General features: G+C 57.4%; 13 protein-coding genes. 9 read left to right on the top strand and 4 right to left on the bottom strand.

Annotated elements, in window-relative coordinates; genetic code table 11:
• The first annotated feature begins 70 nt into the window (after positions 1-70).
• The gene (locus SVU69_08140) at positions 71-925 is read left to right on the top strand and encodes a DUF481 domain-containing protein (GenBank protein ID MDY6942971.1); all 855 of its coding nucleotides are present in this window, start codon (positions 71-73) and stop codon (positions 923-925) included.
• Positions 926-943: 18 nt separating this feature from the next.
• On the opposite strand, the gene SVU69_08135 is transcribed toward SVU69_08140, so the two are convergent.
• Positions 944-2,707 (bottom strand): alkaline phosphatase D family protein, encoded by a 1,764-nt coding sequence (locus SVU69_08135; GenBank protein ID MDY6942970.1) that lies wholly within the window; start codon positions 2,705-2,707, stop codon positions 944-946.
• A gap of 152 nt (positions 2,708-2,859) precedes the next feature.
• Between SVU69_08135 and SVU69_08130 the strand changes: the two genes are divergently transcribed.
• From SVU69_08130 to traF (SVU69_08115), 4 genes are all read left to right on the top strand, one after another.
• Positions 2,860-3,867 (top strand): PHB depolymerase family esterase, encoded by a 1,008-nt coding sequence (locus SVU69_08130; protein MDY6942969.1) that lies wholly within the window; start codon positions 2,860-2,862, stop codon positions 3,865-3,867.
• A 134-nt stretch (positions 3,868-4,001) separates the two neighbouring features.
• On the top strand, positions 4,002-5,273 hold the full coding sequence (gene traF / locus SVU69_08125; GenBank protein MDY6942968.1) for a conjugal transfer protein TraF: 1,272 nt from the start codon (positions 4,002-4,004) through the stop codon (positions 5,271-5,273).
• 63 nt (positions 5,274-5,336) lie between these two features.
• Complete coding sequence (gene traF, locus SVU69_08120) at positions 5,337-6,548, top strand: conjugal transfer protein TraF (protein ID MDY6942967.1); 1,212 nt, start codon at positions 5,337-5,339, stop codon at positions 6,546-6,548.
• 206 nt (positions 6,549-6,754) lie between these two features.
• Entirely contained in the window at positions 6,755-8,089 is a 1,335-nt protein-coding gene (gene traF / locus SVU69_08115; protein ID MDY6942966.1) for a conjugal transfer protein TraF, read from the top strand.
• 203 nt (positions 8,090-8,292) lie between these two features.
• Here the strand turns inward: traF (SVU69_08115) and SVU69_08110 are convergent, their stop codons facing one another.
• Positions 8,293-9,561 (bottom strand): diguanylate cyclase, encoded by a 1,269-nt coding sequence (locus SVU69_08110; GenBank protein MDY6942965.1) that lies wholly within the window; start codon positions 9,559-9,561, stop codon positions 8,293-8,295.
• A 171-nt stretch (positions 9,562-9,732) separates the two neighbouring features.
• Positions 9,733-10,932 carry a diguanylate cyclase gene (locus tag SVU69_08105; GenBank protein ID MDY6942964.1) on the bottom strand — a complete coding sequence of 400 codons (1,200 nt, stop codon included), beginning with the start codon at positions 10,930-10,932 and terminating at the stop codon, positions 9,733-9,735.
• Positions 10,933-11,206: 274 nt separating this feature from the next.
• Here SVU69_08105 and SVU69_08100 point away from each other — a divergent pair, with 274 nt between their 5' ends.
• Both SVU69_08100 and SVU69_08095 read left to right on the top strand, forming a co-directional pair.
• Positions 11,207-11,548 (top strand): hypothetical protein, encoded by a 342-nt coding sequence (locus SVU69_08100; GenBank protein MDY6942963.1) that lies wholly within the window; start codon positions 11,207-11,209, stop codon positions 11,546-11,548.
• A 227-nt stretch (positions 11,549-11,775) separates the two neighbouring features.
• On the top strand, positions 11,776-12,552 hold the full coding sequence (locus tag SVU69_08095) for a glucose 1-dehydrogenase (protein MDY6942962.1): 777 nt from the start codon (positions 11,776-11,778) through the stop codon (positions 12,550-12,552).
• A 61-nt stretch (positions 12,553-12,613) separates the two neighbouring features.
• Here the strand turns inward: SVU69_08095 and SVU69_08090 are convergent, their stop codons facing one another.
• Positions 12,614-13,651: a Glu/Leu/Phe/Val dehydrogenase dimerization domain-containing protein gene (locus SVU69_08090; protein MDY6942961.1), complete on the bottom strand. Its 1,038-nt coding sequence runs from the start codon at positions 13,649-13,651 to the stop codon at positions 12,614-12,616.
• 527 nt (positions 13,652-14,178) lie between these two features.
• Here SVU69_08090 and SVU69_08085 point away from each other — a divergent pair.
• Both SVU69_08085 and SVU69_08080 read left to right on the top strand, forming a co-directional pair.
• Positions 14,179-16,122, top strand: coding sequence for a serine protein kinase (locus tag SVU69_08085; GenBank protein MDY6942960.1), 1,944 nt, complete (start codon positions 14,179-14,181; stop codon positions 16,120-16,122).
• A gap of 168 nt (positions 16,123-16,290) precedes the next feature.
• Entirely contained in the window at positions 16,291-17,433 is a 1,143-nt protein-coding gene (locus SVU69_08080) for a DUF444 family protein (protein ID MDY6942959.1), read from the top strand.

Raw genomic sequence — 17,433 nt, 5'->3', positions numbered from 1 at the left:
TCCCCAGTCCGGATCGCCGATTCGATGTCGATCCGGCGCGTGATCGTGCGCCTAGTATAACGGCGCGGTCATGACGATATCGCAATGGCTCGACCCGCTTTCGTTTTACTTCATCACCACGGACAAAGTACTTGGAATGACCAACTCTCTTGATCATCGCAACCGTTGGAAAAAACTTTTGATTGTTCCGCTCTTGTTAGGTTCCGTTTCGCCCCATGCGTACGGGATCACCAACATCGAGAGTGAACGCATCGCCGTGCCACCGGAAGGCTACAGTGGTCACGCAGAGTTAGGTCTGGCCGGCAAGCAGGGCAACACCGACGAGATCGACTGGGAGCTTTCAGCAAAGTTGATACACAAGGCGGGTCCTCGTACCTGGCTCGGCATTGTCGGACGCGAGTACGGTAAAACCAACGACGTGAAAGACACTGACAAATCCTTCGCCCACTTGCGCCGGGTTCAGGAAATCTCACCTCGGCGCGCTGTGGAAGGATACACGCAATATCGCCGCGACGAGTTTCGCGATCTCAAAGACCGCACTCTGATCGGCGGCGGCTATCGCATCGAACGGTTCACATCCACGCCCCAGCGCCTGAGTGCCATCGGTATCGGCGCATTCTACGAGTACGAGCGGGAGCTGATTAACGGCCTCGAACAATCCAATGAGACCGTTCGGCTGGCCACATATTGGACCGAAAAACGCCAATTGAACGCGCACGTGAGCTTCACCAACACGCTGTATCTGCAACCGTCTTTGGAAGACGCGTCGGACCTACGAGGGCTCGACCAGTTGAGTTTATCGGTGAGCTTGGTCGACCCCATCTCGCTACAAGTCGGCCTGGAAGCGACCTACGACAGCAAACCGCCACCGGGAATCGAGAATACCGATGTCGAATACCAACTCGGTTTCCGCTGGGACTTCTAAGTCCCACCCGTCAGAGGTTCATAGCCAGCGGGTCACGCGATCGACCGGCCCCCAGGCCGGCAACTCATCCAGATCGTCTGTGCCGGCGTAGTGGCGATACTTTCGGTAAACGCGTTCGCGCGGCGGAATCGGTCCGCGCCGGTTCTTGTCCACTACATAGGCGGTCCACTCGCAGTAGCGGTGATTGAACTCAATCACCGAATAGCCATGCTGACTTAGATCGGCCAAACGAATGTGCGGATTCAAAGATTGAATGAGGCCCTGGCCGACCGCCAAATCCAAAATCGGTTGTCGTTGACTCAAAGACAGAGCAGCGTTGATCTGATCCAGCCCGCCGGCGGAGGTCACCGAGGTCGTCATAAACTCGACGCCGATGGTATTGAGCGGATTGTGGTTAATATCACGGCCGTAATTGACCTTCAAATACGAAACGACGTAGGAGTGAAAATCGCCGGTCAGCACCACCAGGTTGGGCCGCCGGATACCGCGCATTTCCTCGGCGATGAATTGCCGCTCGGCCTGAAACCCGTCCCAGGCATCGACGTTGAGAGGCAACGCCTGGCCACCCCGCCCCACGCTCAGCTCCGCCATGAGGACTTGATTGCCCCAGACCTGCCATTGGGCGCGTGAGCGCAGGGTTTCCTGGACCAACCAGTCGCGCTGTGCGGGTCCCAGCATGGTGCGCTCCGGCGCCTGATAAAAATCGCAGTTTTGGGGAACGAAGCGCTCGCCGAACACGCCTTCACCGCAGGGGTGCGGCGAGCGATAACTTCGACCGTCGGTCATGAACAAATCCAGCAGTCCACCGAACTCCAACTTGCGGTAGATCTGGACAAAGTCATGAGGATGGCTGGCATCTCGGTTGATCTTGACCCGCGCCGGTACGTACTCCAGCCAAGCGCGGCGGGCATCCAGCGCCAAACGTCTCAAGCGGCCGGCATCGTTGCCGTAAGCCGGATCCAATGTAAACGGATGATCCGGCGCGCCCAGAGTGTCACGCTCATAATCCCAATACGCATCATTGGCGGTTTCGTGATCGTCCCAAACCACGATGAAAGTGTGATTCTCCAAGCACCGCTGGAAATCGGGATCGGACCGATAGGTACGATAAATGTGGCGAAAGTCTTCCAGATCCAGCGCCACCGACCCGCCGCTGGGCAAGACCAGTTGACGGTCCTCAAACGGTAAAAACTGGAAGCGGGGATCGGCCGCCGACTCATAAATGAAATCGCCGAGGTGGATGACGAAATCCACGTCATCCCGCTGCGACAGCGTACGAAACGCCCCGTAGTAACCGTTGGTATAGTCCTGACAGGAGAGTACTGCGAAGCGCAACGACCGCGCACCCAGCGCGGGATGCGGCGCGGTGCGACAACGTCCCCGGCGACTGGAAACACCGCCGTAGATGAAGCGGTAGTAGTACCTCATGCCCGGCAGGAGGCGGCCGTCGAGATCCACCGTGACGGTGTAGTCACGCGCCGAGCCGATCTGCTCCGATCCGATGGTTCCTTCAAACGCAATCACGCGGAAGGCCGGATCTTGCGCCACCTGAAAACCCAACGGGCGGCCCTCGACATAGGCGTGGGGATCGATTCGGGTCCATAACACCACGCCGCTCGGGCTGGGATCTCCGGACATCACCGAGAGCGAAAAGACCTGATCGGCGCTGGTAGAATCGGTGTTGGACAGGCCACCCGCCGTTCGGCTCAAACCTGCCGAATACGGCGTCGCCAAGCCCACCCCCAACATGCCGAGTACCTGCCTCCGGCTGAAACGACTCATGTAACCCCCCCAATCTCGGTTTCAGCGGCCCATCATACCGATGTCAGGTGACAGTGGCGTGCCGAAGTGAATTTCGCGGAATTTTTACGCATGATGGCGGTCTGATTGGACAAACGTGTACCCCACAGAATTCGAATAACCCACACCTAATCATGCTGACCAAACACCCGAGAGTTCGCATCCTACCGCTTGTGTGGCTGGTCGTCGCGCTGTTCGCCCTAGGATGGCTAAGCCCGGTAGGCGGCAGCGATGATTCAAATGGCACGCTTACGGCGCCCGATCCCCTGGATGTCGGAAGTGACCACTACTTCGAGTTGCAGCACGGCGGTCAGTTGCGTTCATTCGAACTTCATTTACCCCCTGATTGGGACAACGAGCCCATACCCTTGGTGGTCTCCATTCATGGTGCCACCCTGTCCGTTGGCATGTACCGAAAACAGGCGGGACTGGATCGCTTGGCCGATAAGCACCGATTTATGGTGCTCTACCCCTATGGCACTCGGATGGCCGGCCTGCGGCTATGGAATGCCGGAACCTGTTGCGGCTGGCCGCAGGTGACCCAGCAGGACGATGTGGGCTTTATTCTCTCCGCCCTAGCGCAAGTCAAACGATTCTTTCCGGTGGACACCAGCCGGGTCTACGTGACGGGGATGTCCAATGGGGCCATGATGACCTATCGCCTGGCACTGGAGGCCCCGGAGCAGTTCGCGGCCATCGCCGCCGTGGCCGGTAACATGGCCTCGAATGAATTTAGTCCCAGTCGACCCATCTCCATCATGCATATCCAAAGTTATGACGACCCGCTACTTCCCTACCGCGGCCGAGCCAATTTGCCCCTACCGATCCAAAGTGGCGCGGAAACGCTGAAACTGTGGGCGCAATACGCCGACTGCCCCAAAGAACCCACAATTGATCGTGAGCGAGCCGGACCGCCGGACAAAACCCACACTTGGCGGGCGGTGCGAAAGGTCTGGCGACCGTGCAACGCCAACACCGAAATTGTCTTGTGGGAGCTCCACGGTGCCGGCCACGTGTGGCCAGGTGGCTATCAACCGCCCCATATCCAGCTGCTGGCCGGCGGCGCTTACGACGTGATCGATGCCAGCGCGGAAATCTGGACGTTTTTCCAACGCCATCATCTGACCGACTCCGGGTCCTGACCCGTCGGCAACAACCGGCGTGGACGCCGAACCACCCCTTCCGCCGACCGCGCTCATCTCGGCGGTGCAGCGAAAATTCCATTGACACCGTTTAGCCCGTCGTTTCAAGCTTGCCACTACAAGCCGGAGGCGTCATGCGTGTGCGCATTCGGATGAGACGCACGTGCACCCGCCACCACTGCAAGGATCGCAACCCCATGCTGCACGCCCCCAAACGTCATGTCATCTTCGCGACTGCACTTTTGTTAACGGCGACCACCAGCCTGGCCAGCCCCTTCCGTTACTACGATGCTCGATCTCAGTCGATGGGCGGCACCGGTGTCGCCAGTGCCGAAACCGTTGTGGCCGCCTTTTATAATCCGGCGCTACTCGGAGACACCCGCGGCTCTTCGAATTCATTCATCTCGTTCCCAAACCTCACGGCCTACGCGTCCGACAAAAGCGACTTTCTGGACGACTTGGACGACTACCAAGACCTGTTCGACGAGTTGGAACAACTGGAACCCTCCCTGACCGCACGACGCCAGGCCATTGAAGCGATCGAAACCGTGCAAGGGGCGCTGAACGAGCTGAAGGAAGACCGACTGGAAGCGGATGTGACCTTCGGATTTACCGGGGGTATCACCGGTCGGGGCCAAGGCGTGGCCTTGTTGGCCAAGGCCTGGATCATCGCCGGTGCCCGGGCCAATGTTGAGCCCACCGACGAAGCGGTATTGCGGATCAACCTCAACCTTCTGCGGGCTGGCCTACCCCCCATCATTCCCCTGGAAGAAGATGTCGACTCCACGGTCGACTACCGGGGCGCGATCATTCAAGAGTTCGGAATCGCCTTCGGCCAGCATTTTGAGACGCTGTGGGGGATCTCACTGGGTATCACACCGAAGATCATGGTGGTCAACACCTTCGACTACGTGCAGACTGTGGAAGAGGCCGACCTGGATTTTGACGAGGGCCGGAAAGACTACTCCGATTTCAATGTGGATATCGGAATCGCCAAGCGATTCTCGCCCCAATGGAGCGCCGGGTTGGCGATTAAGAACGTCGTAAAAAACCGATACGAAACGGCTTTGGACAACGAGATCGTCATCCAGCCCCAGTACCGTCTGGGCGTGCTATATGAGAAGGAACGTTGGCGCGCCACCTTGGACGCCGATCTGATTGAGAATGACCCGTTGGGCTCACTGGACCGCCCGACGCAGTTCATCGGCTTGGGCGGAGAGTACGATTTGACCCGCGCGCTGCGTATCCGCGGGGGCCTGAGGACCAACCTCAGTGATAATTCCACGGTAGAAGACACCATCACACTCGGCTTTGGCGTTTCGGTATTCGGCGCGACTTTGGATGTCTCCGGGATGGTAGGCGACAACGAATACGGCCTCGGCTTAGGACTCAACTTCGGCTTATAACCCACGGGCAACCCGTGACCTCTCTTGACCCCAATGTGCCGATTCGGAGGCAATGGACACTTTATGCAAACGATCATCACTCGCTCCAAACAGATAACCGCGATCGGTCTTTGCCTTTTTACCTCGGTCGCTTCCGCGCTACCGTTCAGCAGCTACGACCCCCGATCTCAGGCGATGGGAGGCAGCGGGGTCGCTGCGGGGAACGCCAGCAACGCGGCATTTTTCAACCCGGCCCTGCTGGCCGCCGCCCGTTCCGAGGAAGATTTCGCACTGGCCTTGCCCATCATCGGCGTGCGAGTGTCTGACAAGGACAAGTTCCGCGATGACCTGGATGAACTTCAGGACGTCCTCGATCGCTTGGAGGCGGTGGATTCCGTCGACGACGCCCCCCAAACATTTGATGATATAAATGAGTTGGAGCGATTACTTCGAAAAGCCGACGGCGACCGAGTCGAGGCCGAAGCCCTGGTGGGATTTACCGTGGGCGTTCCATCCAAACGGTGGGGCATTTCCGTGTTCGCAGACGCCCGGGGCTTGGTTGGCGCGCAAGTCAATGTCGCCGAGCGCGATCTGCGCTTTTTGGATGTCCCGGTTTTTTCGACGATCGTCTACGAACTGGCCGAGGACCCTGAGCAACTGCTGGATTCAGAGGTCCAATACACCGGCGCCGTGATCGGTGAAGCGGGCATCGCCTTTGCCCGTAATTTCGACATCCCTTGGATCGGCGACCTGGCCGTCGGTATTACGCCAAAATACACTCGAATCGCGACGTTCGACTACGTCCAGACCGTCGCCGAAGCCGAGCTGGATGTCGACGAGGGGCGCCGGGACTACGATGACTTTAATGTAGACCTGGGAATCGCCAAAGCACTGACGGACCGACTGAAAATCGGTCTGGTGGGAAAAAACCTGATCTCCGACAGCTATGAAACCGTCCGCGGCAATACCATTCGCATCGAGCCACAAGCTCGCCTGGGATTGGCCTGGGACACCGGCACCGTAACCTTGACCGGCGATGTGGACGTGATAGAAAACGACCCGCTGGGCCCGCTCGACAGTAAAACGCAGTACGCCTCCGTAGGCGCCGAGCTGAACCTGCTGAACACCCTGAAACTCAGGGCCGGCTATCGAGCAAATCTTGCCGACAGCGACTACAACGAAGAGTTGTTCACGGCCGGATTCGGCTTCCAGGTACTGGGCCTCCACCTCGATTTCGCCGGAATGGTCGGTAATGACGAGTACGCCGTCGGGCTCCAAACCGGCTTCCGCCTTTAAGGTAGCCGAAGCTCACACTGGCAACCCTTGCTAACGCGTTCACATATCTGCCCTTTCGCATCGAGCGAAAGGGCAGATAACTCAATGATGTAAGCTTTCCCCCGCTCTCGACCCGGGCATAAGACGCCTCAACTTGCCCCGCCCTTCGACCGATATATAGAGAACAAGGAATAACAAACTCCGCGTAGTGCGGGGGAGAGAATCTCATGTATTTTCGGTCGTGCGCGCTGCTCGCGTGCTTGGCCCTTGGCCTCCCGGCGGCCTCGGCCGCGCCCTTTGGCATCTACGATTCACGATCACAGGGCATGGGCGGTACCGGCGTGGTCTCCGCAGATACCGCGGTGGCCGGGTTTTACAATCCCGCACTGGTCGCAAGCGGCGAATCCACGACCCGCTACTCGATACTCCTGCCTACAGCGGTCGCCCGCGTGTCGGACCAAGGGGAAGCCATTGCCGAAATCGATGATATCCAGGACACGTTCGACCGTCTCGAGCGCGTCAGCGACGCGATTGATACCGACAGTGTGGAACAAGCGGTGGAAGAGTTCGCCGACGGTGTATTGGCGAGCGGTTGGCCCATCGACCGAGGAGCGCTTGTCGTCGGCGCCGTGGAAGTCTTAGACACCTTACTCAACACCAGTACTGCGATCGATACCGACGCGGCGCTCGCTGCACTGGACGACTTACAACGCCAACTCGTGGAACTCAACCACGACCTTGTCGAACTGGACGCCTTTGTTGGCCTCGCATTGGCCCGTTCGAATCCCAAACTGGGCCTGTCGCTGTTTGCCGGGGCCCAGGCGCTGGCCAACGCCCAGGCATTCTACGACGAACGCGATCAACGCATTCTGCGCGCCATCCGGAAGTCGGTTTCTTTGGGATTGCCGCCACCGGTCCCGCCGGAAGAACTATTGCGATCGACCGTTAACTACCGAGGTGCGGTAATACGCGAAATCGGCCTGTCCGTCGCCCGTCGCTTCGATCACTGGAGCGGACTGACATTGGGCATTTCGCCCAAAGCCCAACAGATACAAACCTTCGATTACGTCCAGACCGTCGCTGAGGCCGATATCGATTTCGATCAAGGCCGCAAAGTCTACGAAGACGTTAATCTGGACATTGGCGCGATCAAGGAACTCGGAGAGCACTGGCGTGTAGGCTTGGTAGCCAAGAACCTGATCGCTCACGATTACAAAACCGTGCTCGGTAACCGATTGCACATCAAGCCACAGGTCCGGCTCGGCCTCATGTATCAGACCACCGAGTTTGAGGTGGCGCTGGATCTGGATATGGTCAAAAACGACCCCCTTGGCACATTGGATCGATCGACCCAGTTTGTCTCCGTGGGCGGGGAACTATCGATGTGGGATTGGCTGAAACTCCGAGCCGGCTATCGTCACAATATGCAAAACAACGCCTCCAGCGGCGACGTTCTGACCGCCGGTTTGGGGCTGCGTCTTTGGAAATTCGGTTTGGACGCATCGGTGATGGGAGGATCAGGTGAATACGGCGCCGGACTGCAATTGAGTTTCGGACTCTAAGACACCCAGCCCGGGGCGGTTGTCCTTAGCGATTCTGATCAAGCGGGATGACGAGCCGCACTCCACCCCGCCGGGAGAAACGACCCTCAACGGTCCAAAGGTGCGGGAAATCAAGGAGAAAGAAAGGGAAATGCGCGTGCAAGGCCGCTGGCTTTAGACTCACTGAACGAGCCATAAACAACCACGCCAGCTGATTCCGGCCCTCACTCAACCAATGCCATACCGTCGCCGCGCGAGGTGTAGGGATCGTACTGCGCGACCTGATTGCGTCCGTTCGCTTTGGCTTCATAGAGTGCGCGATCCGCACGTTCGACCAAATTCGAAGGCACCGACTCTTCGATTTGATCCATACCGGCCACGCCCAGGCTGATAGTGACGTGGTCGCTTGTGACCGAGCCATGATGGGGGATCGACAGGGCCTCCACCGCCGCTCTAATTCGCTCGGCAATGGCCACCGCACCCTCGATCGTGGTCGAGGGCAACAGCACCGCGAACTCTTCGCCGCCGTAGCGCGCAACCAAATCGCCGCATCGGTTGAGACTGTCGGCGACGGTTTTCGCGACTCGCCGAAGGCACTCATCGCCGGCGAGATGCCCATAGTGATCGTTGTATTGTTTGAAGTGGTCGATATCGATCAGTACCAGAGACACCGACTCCGGCTCTGATCCACGGCCATTGAACTGTCGCCCGACGTGATGCCGGGTGGCGCGACGCCACTCGTCATGGAGAACTTCGTCGAAACGGCGCCGATTGGGAACCAGGGTCAACCCATCCACCATCGACATATACCGAAGGGCGTTGTTGGCTCGCTCCAATTGCGTGGTTTTATCGTCGAGCCGCTGATTTTGTTCTTCAATGATCCGATTGTTATCTTTCTGCTGTTTGAACAAATCGACGATCAAATACTTTTTCTTGCTGTTGTTGCCGTTAGCGATGGACTGAATCGTCCACGCGGTGGCCCATGCCACCATAAACAGCCAGAACAGCAACGGTGACATGGTCATTTCGTGATGGGGCACCAACAGATAACCCAAAGCCGGAAAGCTCAGAACGACAACCCCGCCCGCGAGCGATCCGAGAAACCCATAGTTTAGCCCGATGAATGCCGGGCCAGCCGGGAGGACCATGGTAATACCCACGATGGTGAAGTAGCTAAAACCATCGGCGATAAACATCAGCATACCCGTCCCGGCATGCAAGCATAGCCCCCAAAAACTGACCACGTTGAAACGGAGCGGCAACGCCACGCAAAGCGGGCTGCGGAAATAGCTGTATTGGATAAGGATATAGGTGGCGCCAAGCAGGTAAAACGTGGCGGCCGTGGCGTAACTCATGGAGGCCAAACCCAATTCCCGCGTGACCGCGTGAAGACCCGCGACCAAGATCCAAACGAAGCTGGCGGTCAACGCCGCCCGGCGTGCAGTGCGGCGCTTTCGGTTGACCGCCTGATCATGATCGGGGTTTGAATCCACCCAAGTCCTCTTTTTTCTACGTTATTGATATACAGGGAATGATTGCCGGTTGCCAAGTCATGTCTGCACCTTCGGATATTAGATTTCCGAGCGGGCCAATCTACGATTTGGTCGGCTAACCGCCGAGAAACTTAACCCCCGTGCATACAGCGCCATGCCGATCATCAGGCCTTAAGCAAAAGTCGTATTGTCGCTGGCGCCGCTGTCAATATCCGCTGACACGCAGCAGTTGCGCCCGCTCGCTTTGGCCCGATACAAGGCCCGATCTGCCATTTCGATCAATTCACCCGGGGCACTTTCTTTGATTTCAAATCGCGTCGCCATACCCAGACTGACCGTCACGACATCCGAAACATTCGAGGCTTCATGGGGAATGCGCAGCATCTCAATCCTTCGACGGATTCGTTCTGCCACCTTGAGCGCACCCTCCGGTGGCGTGCCCGGCAACAGTACGGCAAATTCTTCCCCACCGTAGCGGGCGGCCAAATCACTGGAGCGCTTCAAGCTTGAAACCAGGGTGCGGGCAACCTGCCGCAGACAGTCATCGCCAGCCAGGTGGCCATAGTGGTCGTTAAACTCTTTGAAAAAGTCGATGTCGATCAGCAACAGCGACAGCATTTCCGGCTTTGTGTCCGATTTACGTGGTTGCCGAGCAGCTTGCTGGCGAACGGCTCGCCCCCATTCGTCTTGTAACGTTTCATCAAAGTGGCGCCGATTTGCAACGCCGGTCAGGCCATCGACCATGGACATATAGCGCAACCGCGCATTCGCCTGCTCCAACGCCTTGGTTTTCTCATCCAGGCGTTGATTCTGTTCCTGAATCGTCCGGTTGTTGTCTTGCTGCTCCTTAAACAGATTGAGGATCAGATATTTCTTGCGGATGTTGTGACCATTGACGATGGCGCCGATGGTCCAGTTCACAATCCACGCTGCGAGGAAAAACAAAAAGATCTTCGGATCGGTCGTCGTGGAGTTGTCGGGAATCAATGCGTATACCACTATGAGTAACGGCATCAGCAAACCCAACACCGCAATGGTTCCGCGAAAACCATAGTTGAGCCCCAAAAACGCCGGGGCGGCCGGCACCCCCATCGTGAGCAGAATCAATGTCAGGTAGCTGAACCGGTCGAACCACACCAGAACCATGCCGCAAATTCCCTGCGCGACCAGATTCAATGTACCCACCGTTTTGAAAGCAAGCGGAACCACCAGACACATCCGGGTCCGGAAATACAGTTGATGAAGCAGGATGACAGACAGTGCGACAGCCACGATGGCGCCGGACTGGATAAAGGTCATTTGGGTCAGACCATAGCGGGCCCCAGCGGCATGTAGAGTCAGTACCGCCACCCAAATGCCAATGCTCGTCAATGATGCTCGTTGCGCAACCTTTCTTTTTCTTTCTAGGTTGGATTGCGTCTCCAAATTTTTATCCTCACAAAGTCTTGGATTCTTCTATCCCTCTCTCGGCGCGGTCTTTGCCGCTGCTTGTCTGTCAACGCGAACGCGTTTACTAATGAGTTAGCGGATGCTTTCCCAGGTTCCTTGATACCGAAGATGGTTCTGCCCGTGCCGCTTGTCTTGGGCGGAGGGTTAACCTAGCCTTGTGCACACAGACACATTGTTCTAGTAGGAGACAGCACATATGGATATCTTGGCCGTTGTGATTTTCGCCGCTGTGGCAGGTTTCGGTTCGCTGATGACACTGCGTATTGCGCGCAAAGATCCCATCCCCGGCAATTGGCCCGTGATGCACGCCATTGCCGGCGGCGCGGGGCTGATCGTGCTACTGATGGCTCAACTCAGTGAAACCGGCAACATGATGGGCTGGATCGCCTTCGGGATATTTGCAGCCGCCATGGTCGGCGGCGCATTTCTTTTCGGGATCGTTTACCGAGGCAAAGAACGACCGCTCATCGTCGCCTTGGCACACGGATCACTGGGCTACGCAGGATTGATTGCGCTACTGCTTGCGGTATTCGGGTGAACCGATACGGTATCGATTTGCTGATGATATCGAGAACTCGAAAGCCACCGTCCGCACCGGCTATCAGATTCGTAAACGATTGAAATTATAATGATTAATCCAGCGAACTGTCCGATCATATTGCCGGATTCTAATCGGGCGACAGGGCATGATTCGAACCGCGCCCATAGGCTGAAGACACGTGACTTCGCCGGGATCAAGAGCGAAACACTCAACGAGGATGTTCTATGAACGATCTGTTCAATATTCGGGGAAAAACGGCTCTGATTACCGGGGGATCACGCGGCATCGGATTGATGATCGCCCAGGGCATGGTCGAAGCGGGCGCCAAGGTCTATATCGTTTCGCGAAAAGCCGATGCCGTCGCCCATGCCGCCAACAAGCTGGCCGAAAGCGGCGAATGCATCGGCCTGAGCGCCGACCTGTCACGAGAAGCGGGTATTCAGGCCTTAGCCAATTCATTTCGGGAGCGGGAAGAGAAGCTCCATATCCTAATCAACAATGCCGGAACGACATGGGGCGCCCCCCTGGCGGAATATCCCGATAAAGCGTGGGACAAAGTCCTGGGGTTGAACGTCAAAGCGCCGTTCACGCTCACCCGTGAACTTCTGCCCCAACTCAAAGCCGCCGGTACGCTCGAGGATCCCGCGCGGGTGATCAATACCGGTTCAATTGCCGGGATGCGCACCGACATCATGCAAGCTTACGCATACTCGGCCAGCAAGGCCGCTCTTCACCATGTCACCCACTTGCTGGCCAACGAACTGGCCCCGAAACACATCACCGTCAACGCCATCGCGCCGGGGCCATTTCACACCAAAATGACCTCCTTCATGCTGGATAATCCGTCGATGGAAAAAGCCATGGCCAAACAAATCCCGTTAGGGCGCATCGGTACGCCAGAGGACGTGGCCGGCATGGCGATTTTTCTCTCCTCGCGCGCCGGTGCATTCGTCACGGGAACCGTGATTCCGCTCGACGGTGGGCTTTCGAATAAGCCCTGACAGATCGCCAGCAGGAGAATACGCCGCCCAGACATTCCATGTCGGCGAAAGGCAATGGACCTTACTCGCCGATCTTGGCGGCCGCCATTTGGTCCGCCGCATCGCTCATCGCCAGATGGTGTCGCTCTGCATACTCGATGACAGACGACACGGTTTCGTAGATGGCCGAGAGGCGCCGTCTCGTATCGGTGGGCGACTCACCTCGATAAGCGCCCATAATTTGAATAATGCCACCGGCGTTGGCAACGTAGTCCGGTATATATAAAACGCCCCGTCGCTGGAGAATCCGGCCCATCTCGGGTTCCGCCAGCTGGTTATTCGCACCACCCCCGATCACCTTTGCTCTAATCGTGTCTACGGTCGAGGCGTCAAGTACCGCGCCCATGGCGCAGGGGGCCAGGATGTCGCAATCGACACTCAGAATATCTTTGGACGATACCGCGTCAGCAGAAAACTCACGGACACAGCGTGCCACGCGTTCGTTATCCGTATCGGCCACCGTCAGTTGTGCACCCTGTTGGTGGAGCAGACCGGCGAGATGGTAACCGACATTGCCAACACCCTGGATAGCGACATGCCGACCTGCCAAGTCGGGATCACCAAACCGGTATGCCGCGGCAGAGGCCATCGCACGGAGAACCCCGTAGGCGGTGTGCGAAGACGGATCGCCGTGTCCGCCTTGGGACGTGCAGCTGACGTGCGGGGTCACAGCGCCGATCACGTCCATGTCCGCAACGGAGCTTCCGCTATCCACTGCCGTGATATAGCGCCCCCCTAAGGATTCGACGAAACGTCCGAAGGCAGTAAACAGCCGTGCGCGATCAAACGTCTGTTCCGGATATAACATCACCGCCTTGCCCCCGCCCAAAGGAAGACCGCTCATGGCCGCTTTGTAGCTCATACCGCGGGCCAGTCTTAAGGCATCTTGTACGGCATGGGTGGTATCCGGATAGGCCCTGAATCGACAACCGCCCAGCGCCGGGCCCAACGTGGTGCTGTGAATCGCAATGATCGCCCGCATTCCCGTTTCCGGGTCGACCCGGAAATGGGTTTCGTGGGTACCACTGGCTTCGCATAAGTCGAAAAGGTCTGCTTCCATCCGCCGAGTGCGCCTCCCCGCTGTGATTTGCTGGCGCCATCCTAACGGCTGAATACGCCGACAACAACGGCCCGGCATCGGTAAGCGTCAAGAACCAACCGCCAAGAAACAGTCACCGCTCACCCCACCGACAGCGCAGCCGGGCATCACGTCGTTGCACCATTCGGGGGCGCACAATGACTCAAGTGAAGGCTCGAATCGACCGAAAACCTATACAAACATTACAGTTACGGCCCGCGCACCGAACCAGCGCGAGAAAACACAGTCTAAAGGATCACCGAAGAACTAAGCACTGGCCTTTAGCCGAAACACTCGCTTGGCATGCTTTATGCTTGAGTCTACAACAAGGCTTGCCACGGGTGGTCGGAGCGAAATGGATCCGGCCGCATGCCAAAAGCCAACATCATAAACATCGAGTACATAAGGAAAATCAACGCTAGGGAAGCAAACCGACAAAGGCGGGGAGCAACCGCGGGACCATAACCCTCGATTGCCCGTCCCAACGAGAGCCACTAGGAGGCCGAGCCATGCCGAGTAACCGACGTCGAAGCGATCCGGGGAAACTGATCGAAACGCTCGAAGCGTATTCTCGGGAACACAAGGCGACCCGTTGGCGCGGAACCCTCCGCGAGTTTCTCAATGACGTGCTGCCCCATTCGCCTCAATTGGTGGCCCGTAACAGTCACCAGTACATGTGGGACATGCTCCGCTGGAAGCACCGGAGCATCACCGGCGAAGAACCGGGCGACAACCCACCTACCGGCCTGTTTACCCAGGATCTCTATGGTGTCGATGAGGCCCTGGGCCGAGTCGTTGATTACTTCAAAGCCGCCGCCGCCGGCACCGAAGTCGGGCGACGCCTCCTACTGCTACTCGGCCCTCCTTCGGGCGGCAAATCCAGTTTGGTGATCCTGCTCAAGCGGGGTCTGGAAGAGTACAGCCACACCGATGACGGCGCACTCTTCGCCATCGAAGGTTGTCCGGTTCACGGCAATCCGCTCAACCTGATTCCGCACAGCGTGCGGCCGTCGTTCCGCGAAACCTACGGTATCGAAATATCGGGGGAGATTTCACCTTACACTCGCAGCCGATTGGAAGACGAGTTCGACGGCGACTTCATGCAAGTCCCTGTTGAGCGCATTTTTCTGTCCGAATCGGACCGCATGGGTATCGGAACCTATGCCCCCCACGACCCGACCACGGCCGACATTGCCGATTTGGTAGGTTCGGTGGATCTATCCAAAGTGGCCGAAATCGGCGACGAAGGCGATCCGCGGGCGTGGTCGTGGTCCGGGGCAGTCTATGCTGCCAGTCGGGGCGTGTTGGAAATGATCGAAATTCTCAAAGTTAAACGAGAATTTCTCTACTTGCTGCTCACCCTGACACAAGAGAAAAACGTCAAGGTGTCACGTTTTCCGCTGATCCACCTGGATGAAACCATCCTGGCGCACACCAACCTGGCCGAGTTCCATAAGTTCTTGCAGGAAAAAGAGAACGAAGCCCTCCTCGATCGAATGGTCATCGTCCAGGTTCCCTACACGCTCTCCTACAAAGACGAAGCCCAGATCTATCGCAAGCTCATTGCCAAGGCAAGCGCTTTTCACGATGTGCATCTGGACCCTCACGCACTCGAAGTTGCGGCGGTATTCGCCTCGCTCACCCGTCTGCACGATACCGAGAACATGGAACCGTCCCAGAAAGCGCGTCTGTATGCCGGTGAAGATGTGGAAGGTGTCAGCGCAAACGAAGTAGACCGAGTCCATGCCGATAACCCGGAAGAGGGCCTTTCCGGCATCAGTCCGCGGTTCGTCATCAATGCACTCTCGAACGCCATCGTCCGCAATCGGGTTAAGAGCCTGAGCACCATGGAAGTACTGCTGGCATTGAAAGACGCCATTGAAGCCGATGCCCGAATGGACACTAAACAAAAACGCCAATGGGTGGATTACCTGGTAGCGGCCCGTAAGGACTTCTACAACCGCTGGGTCAAACAAGACGTTCACAAGGCCCTGTTTGCCTCCTTCGAAGACGAAGCCCAGGGGCTGTTGGAAAAATACCTCGACGAAGTCGAAGCGGTGTTGGACAAACGAGACGTAACCGATCCGGTCACCGCGGAACAGCGCAAACCTGACGAACGCTTTTTGCGCCAAGTGGAGGAGAAAATTCGCGTGTCCGATTCCGGCAAGGAATCGTTTCGGCAAGAGGTCGTTCGCAAAGCGATGGTGGCCTACAAACAAGGCGAGAAATTCACCCTCGACAGCCATTCCCGCCTGCACGAGGCCATTGAGCAGTACCTATTCGAAGAACGTCGGGATGTGCTGCGCCTAGTCAGTTCCAAGACCCGCCCGGACGAAGAAACCCAACGTAAGATTTCGGCAGTTCAAGAACGATTGGTCAATGAATACGGGTATGACGAATACAGCGCGGAAGAAGCATTGAACTACGTCACCACGCTTCTGTCGCAAGAATAGAAGATCAAACAAAAACGATAATCTTTGGCACAAAACGTGCCTCCAATATCGTAACGGAACATCGAACTGCAAAGGTTTGATTTGGAGCGTGCGCGGGAACTGAACGCCCCCGCAGGGACAGAGGAGAACAAAAACACACGCGACCACATTGGTTGAGAGGTTTTGACGATGTTTGACCATCACGAACAGCAATGGTACGACCTGTTTTCCCGAGGTGCCCGGGATTGGCTTCGACATAACCAAAAAGTTCGTGAGTCGGTACGCGAACAACTACCCGGTCTGATCGGCCAGGCCGACGTCATGAGCGGCAATGGCAACCGCCGGGTTCGGGTACCGGTGAAGTTTCTGGAACACTACCGGTTCAAGCTCAACCGCCCCGAGGAGCAGAGCGGCGTCGGCCAAGGCGAGGTCGAACCCGGCGACCAACTCGTCAACCCGCAGCAACAGCAGGGGGACGATAAGGGTGGTGGCAACAACCAAGGTGGCATGGAGTTCGTTCTGGAGATGAAGGTCGATGAGATCGTCGACTGGCTCTGGGAAGAACTCAAACTTCCGGACCTCCAGCCGCGAGTCGCCGGCGAAGTGGAAGAATCCGACTGGCGACGGGAAGGTTGGGATAAAAAGGGTGCACGGGCCCGGCTCGACCGTCGCCGGACCATGAAGGAGGCACTAAAGCGGCGCAGCGTGCACCAAGGCCAACCCGCATTCACCAACGACGACCTGCGTTTTCGTCAACTTCGAATGCGCCCGCAACCCAGCGCCCGGGCGGTGGTCATTTTCGGCCTGGACGCATCCAGTTCTATGGGCGAACGGGAACGGGTGCTGGCCAAAACGTTCTTCTTCTGGACCTTGCAAGGGATTCGGCGACAATACAAACAGCTCGATTCGGTGTTCATCGGCCACACGATGGAAGCGTGGGAGTTTTCGGAAGAAGATTTTTTCCAGGTCAGTGGTCAAGGCGGAACCGTCGCTTCCACCTGCTTTGAGAAAGCGCTGAACATCATTGACGAGCGCTACGACCCCAGCCAGTACAACATTTATTTCATGTACGCCTCCGACGGGGAGAACTTCCCCGACGATCACGATGCGGCGACCCAATCCTTGTCCCGCTTGGCGGGAATCTCCAACTTCACCGGTTTTGTCGAGGTCGGTGCCATCACGCAACTGCCACGTTATCCCGAGTTTGCCCGCATCTTCGACGAAGTGGTTGCGGAGCAAGATTTAGGTTCTCGATTCACCTTGGGCACACAAGACGATATCTGGGAAGGCATACGCGCCTTTTTCGGGCATCAGTCAGTGGATGCCGCCTGA

The sequence above is a fragment of the Pseudomonadota bacterium genome (assembly GCA_034189865.1).
Taxonomy (GTDB): domain Bacteria; phylum Pseudomonadota; class Gammaproteobacteria; order UBA5335; family UBA5335; genus JAXHTV01.
The sequence above is the reverse complement of the archived record's forward strand: the minus strand, read 5'-3'. Positions and strand labels throughout refer to the sequence as shown.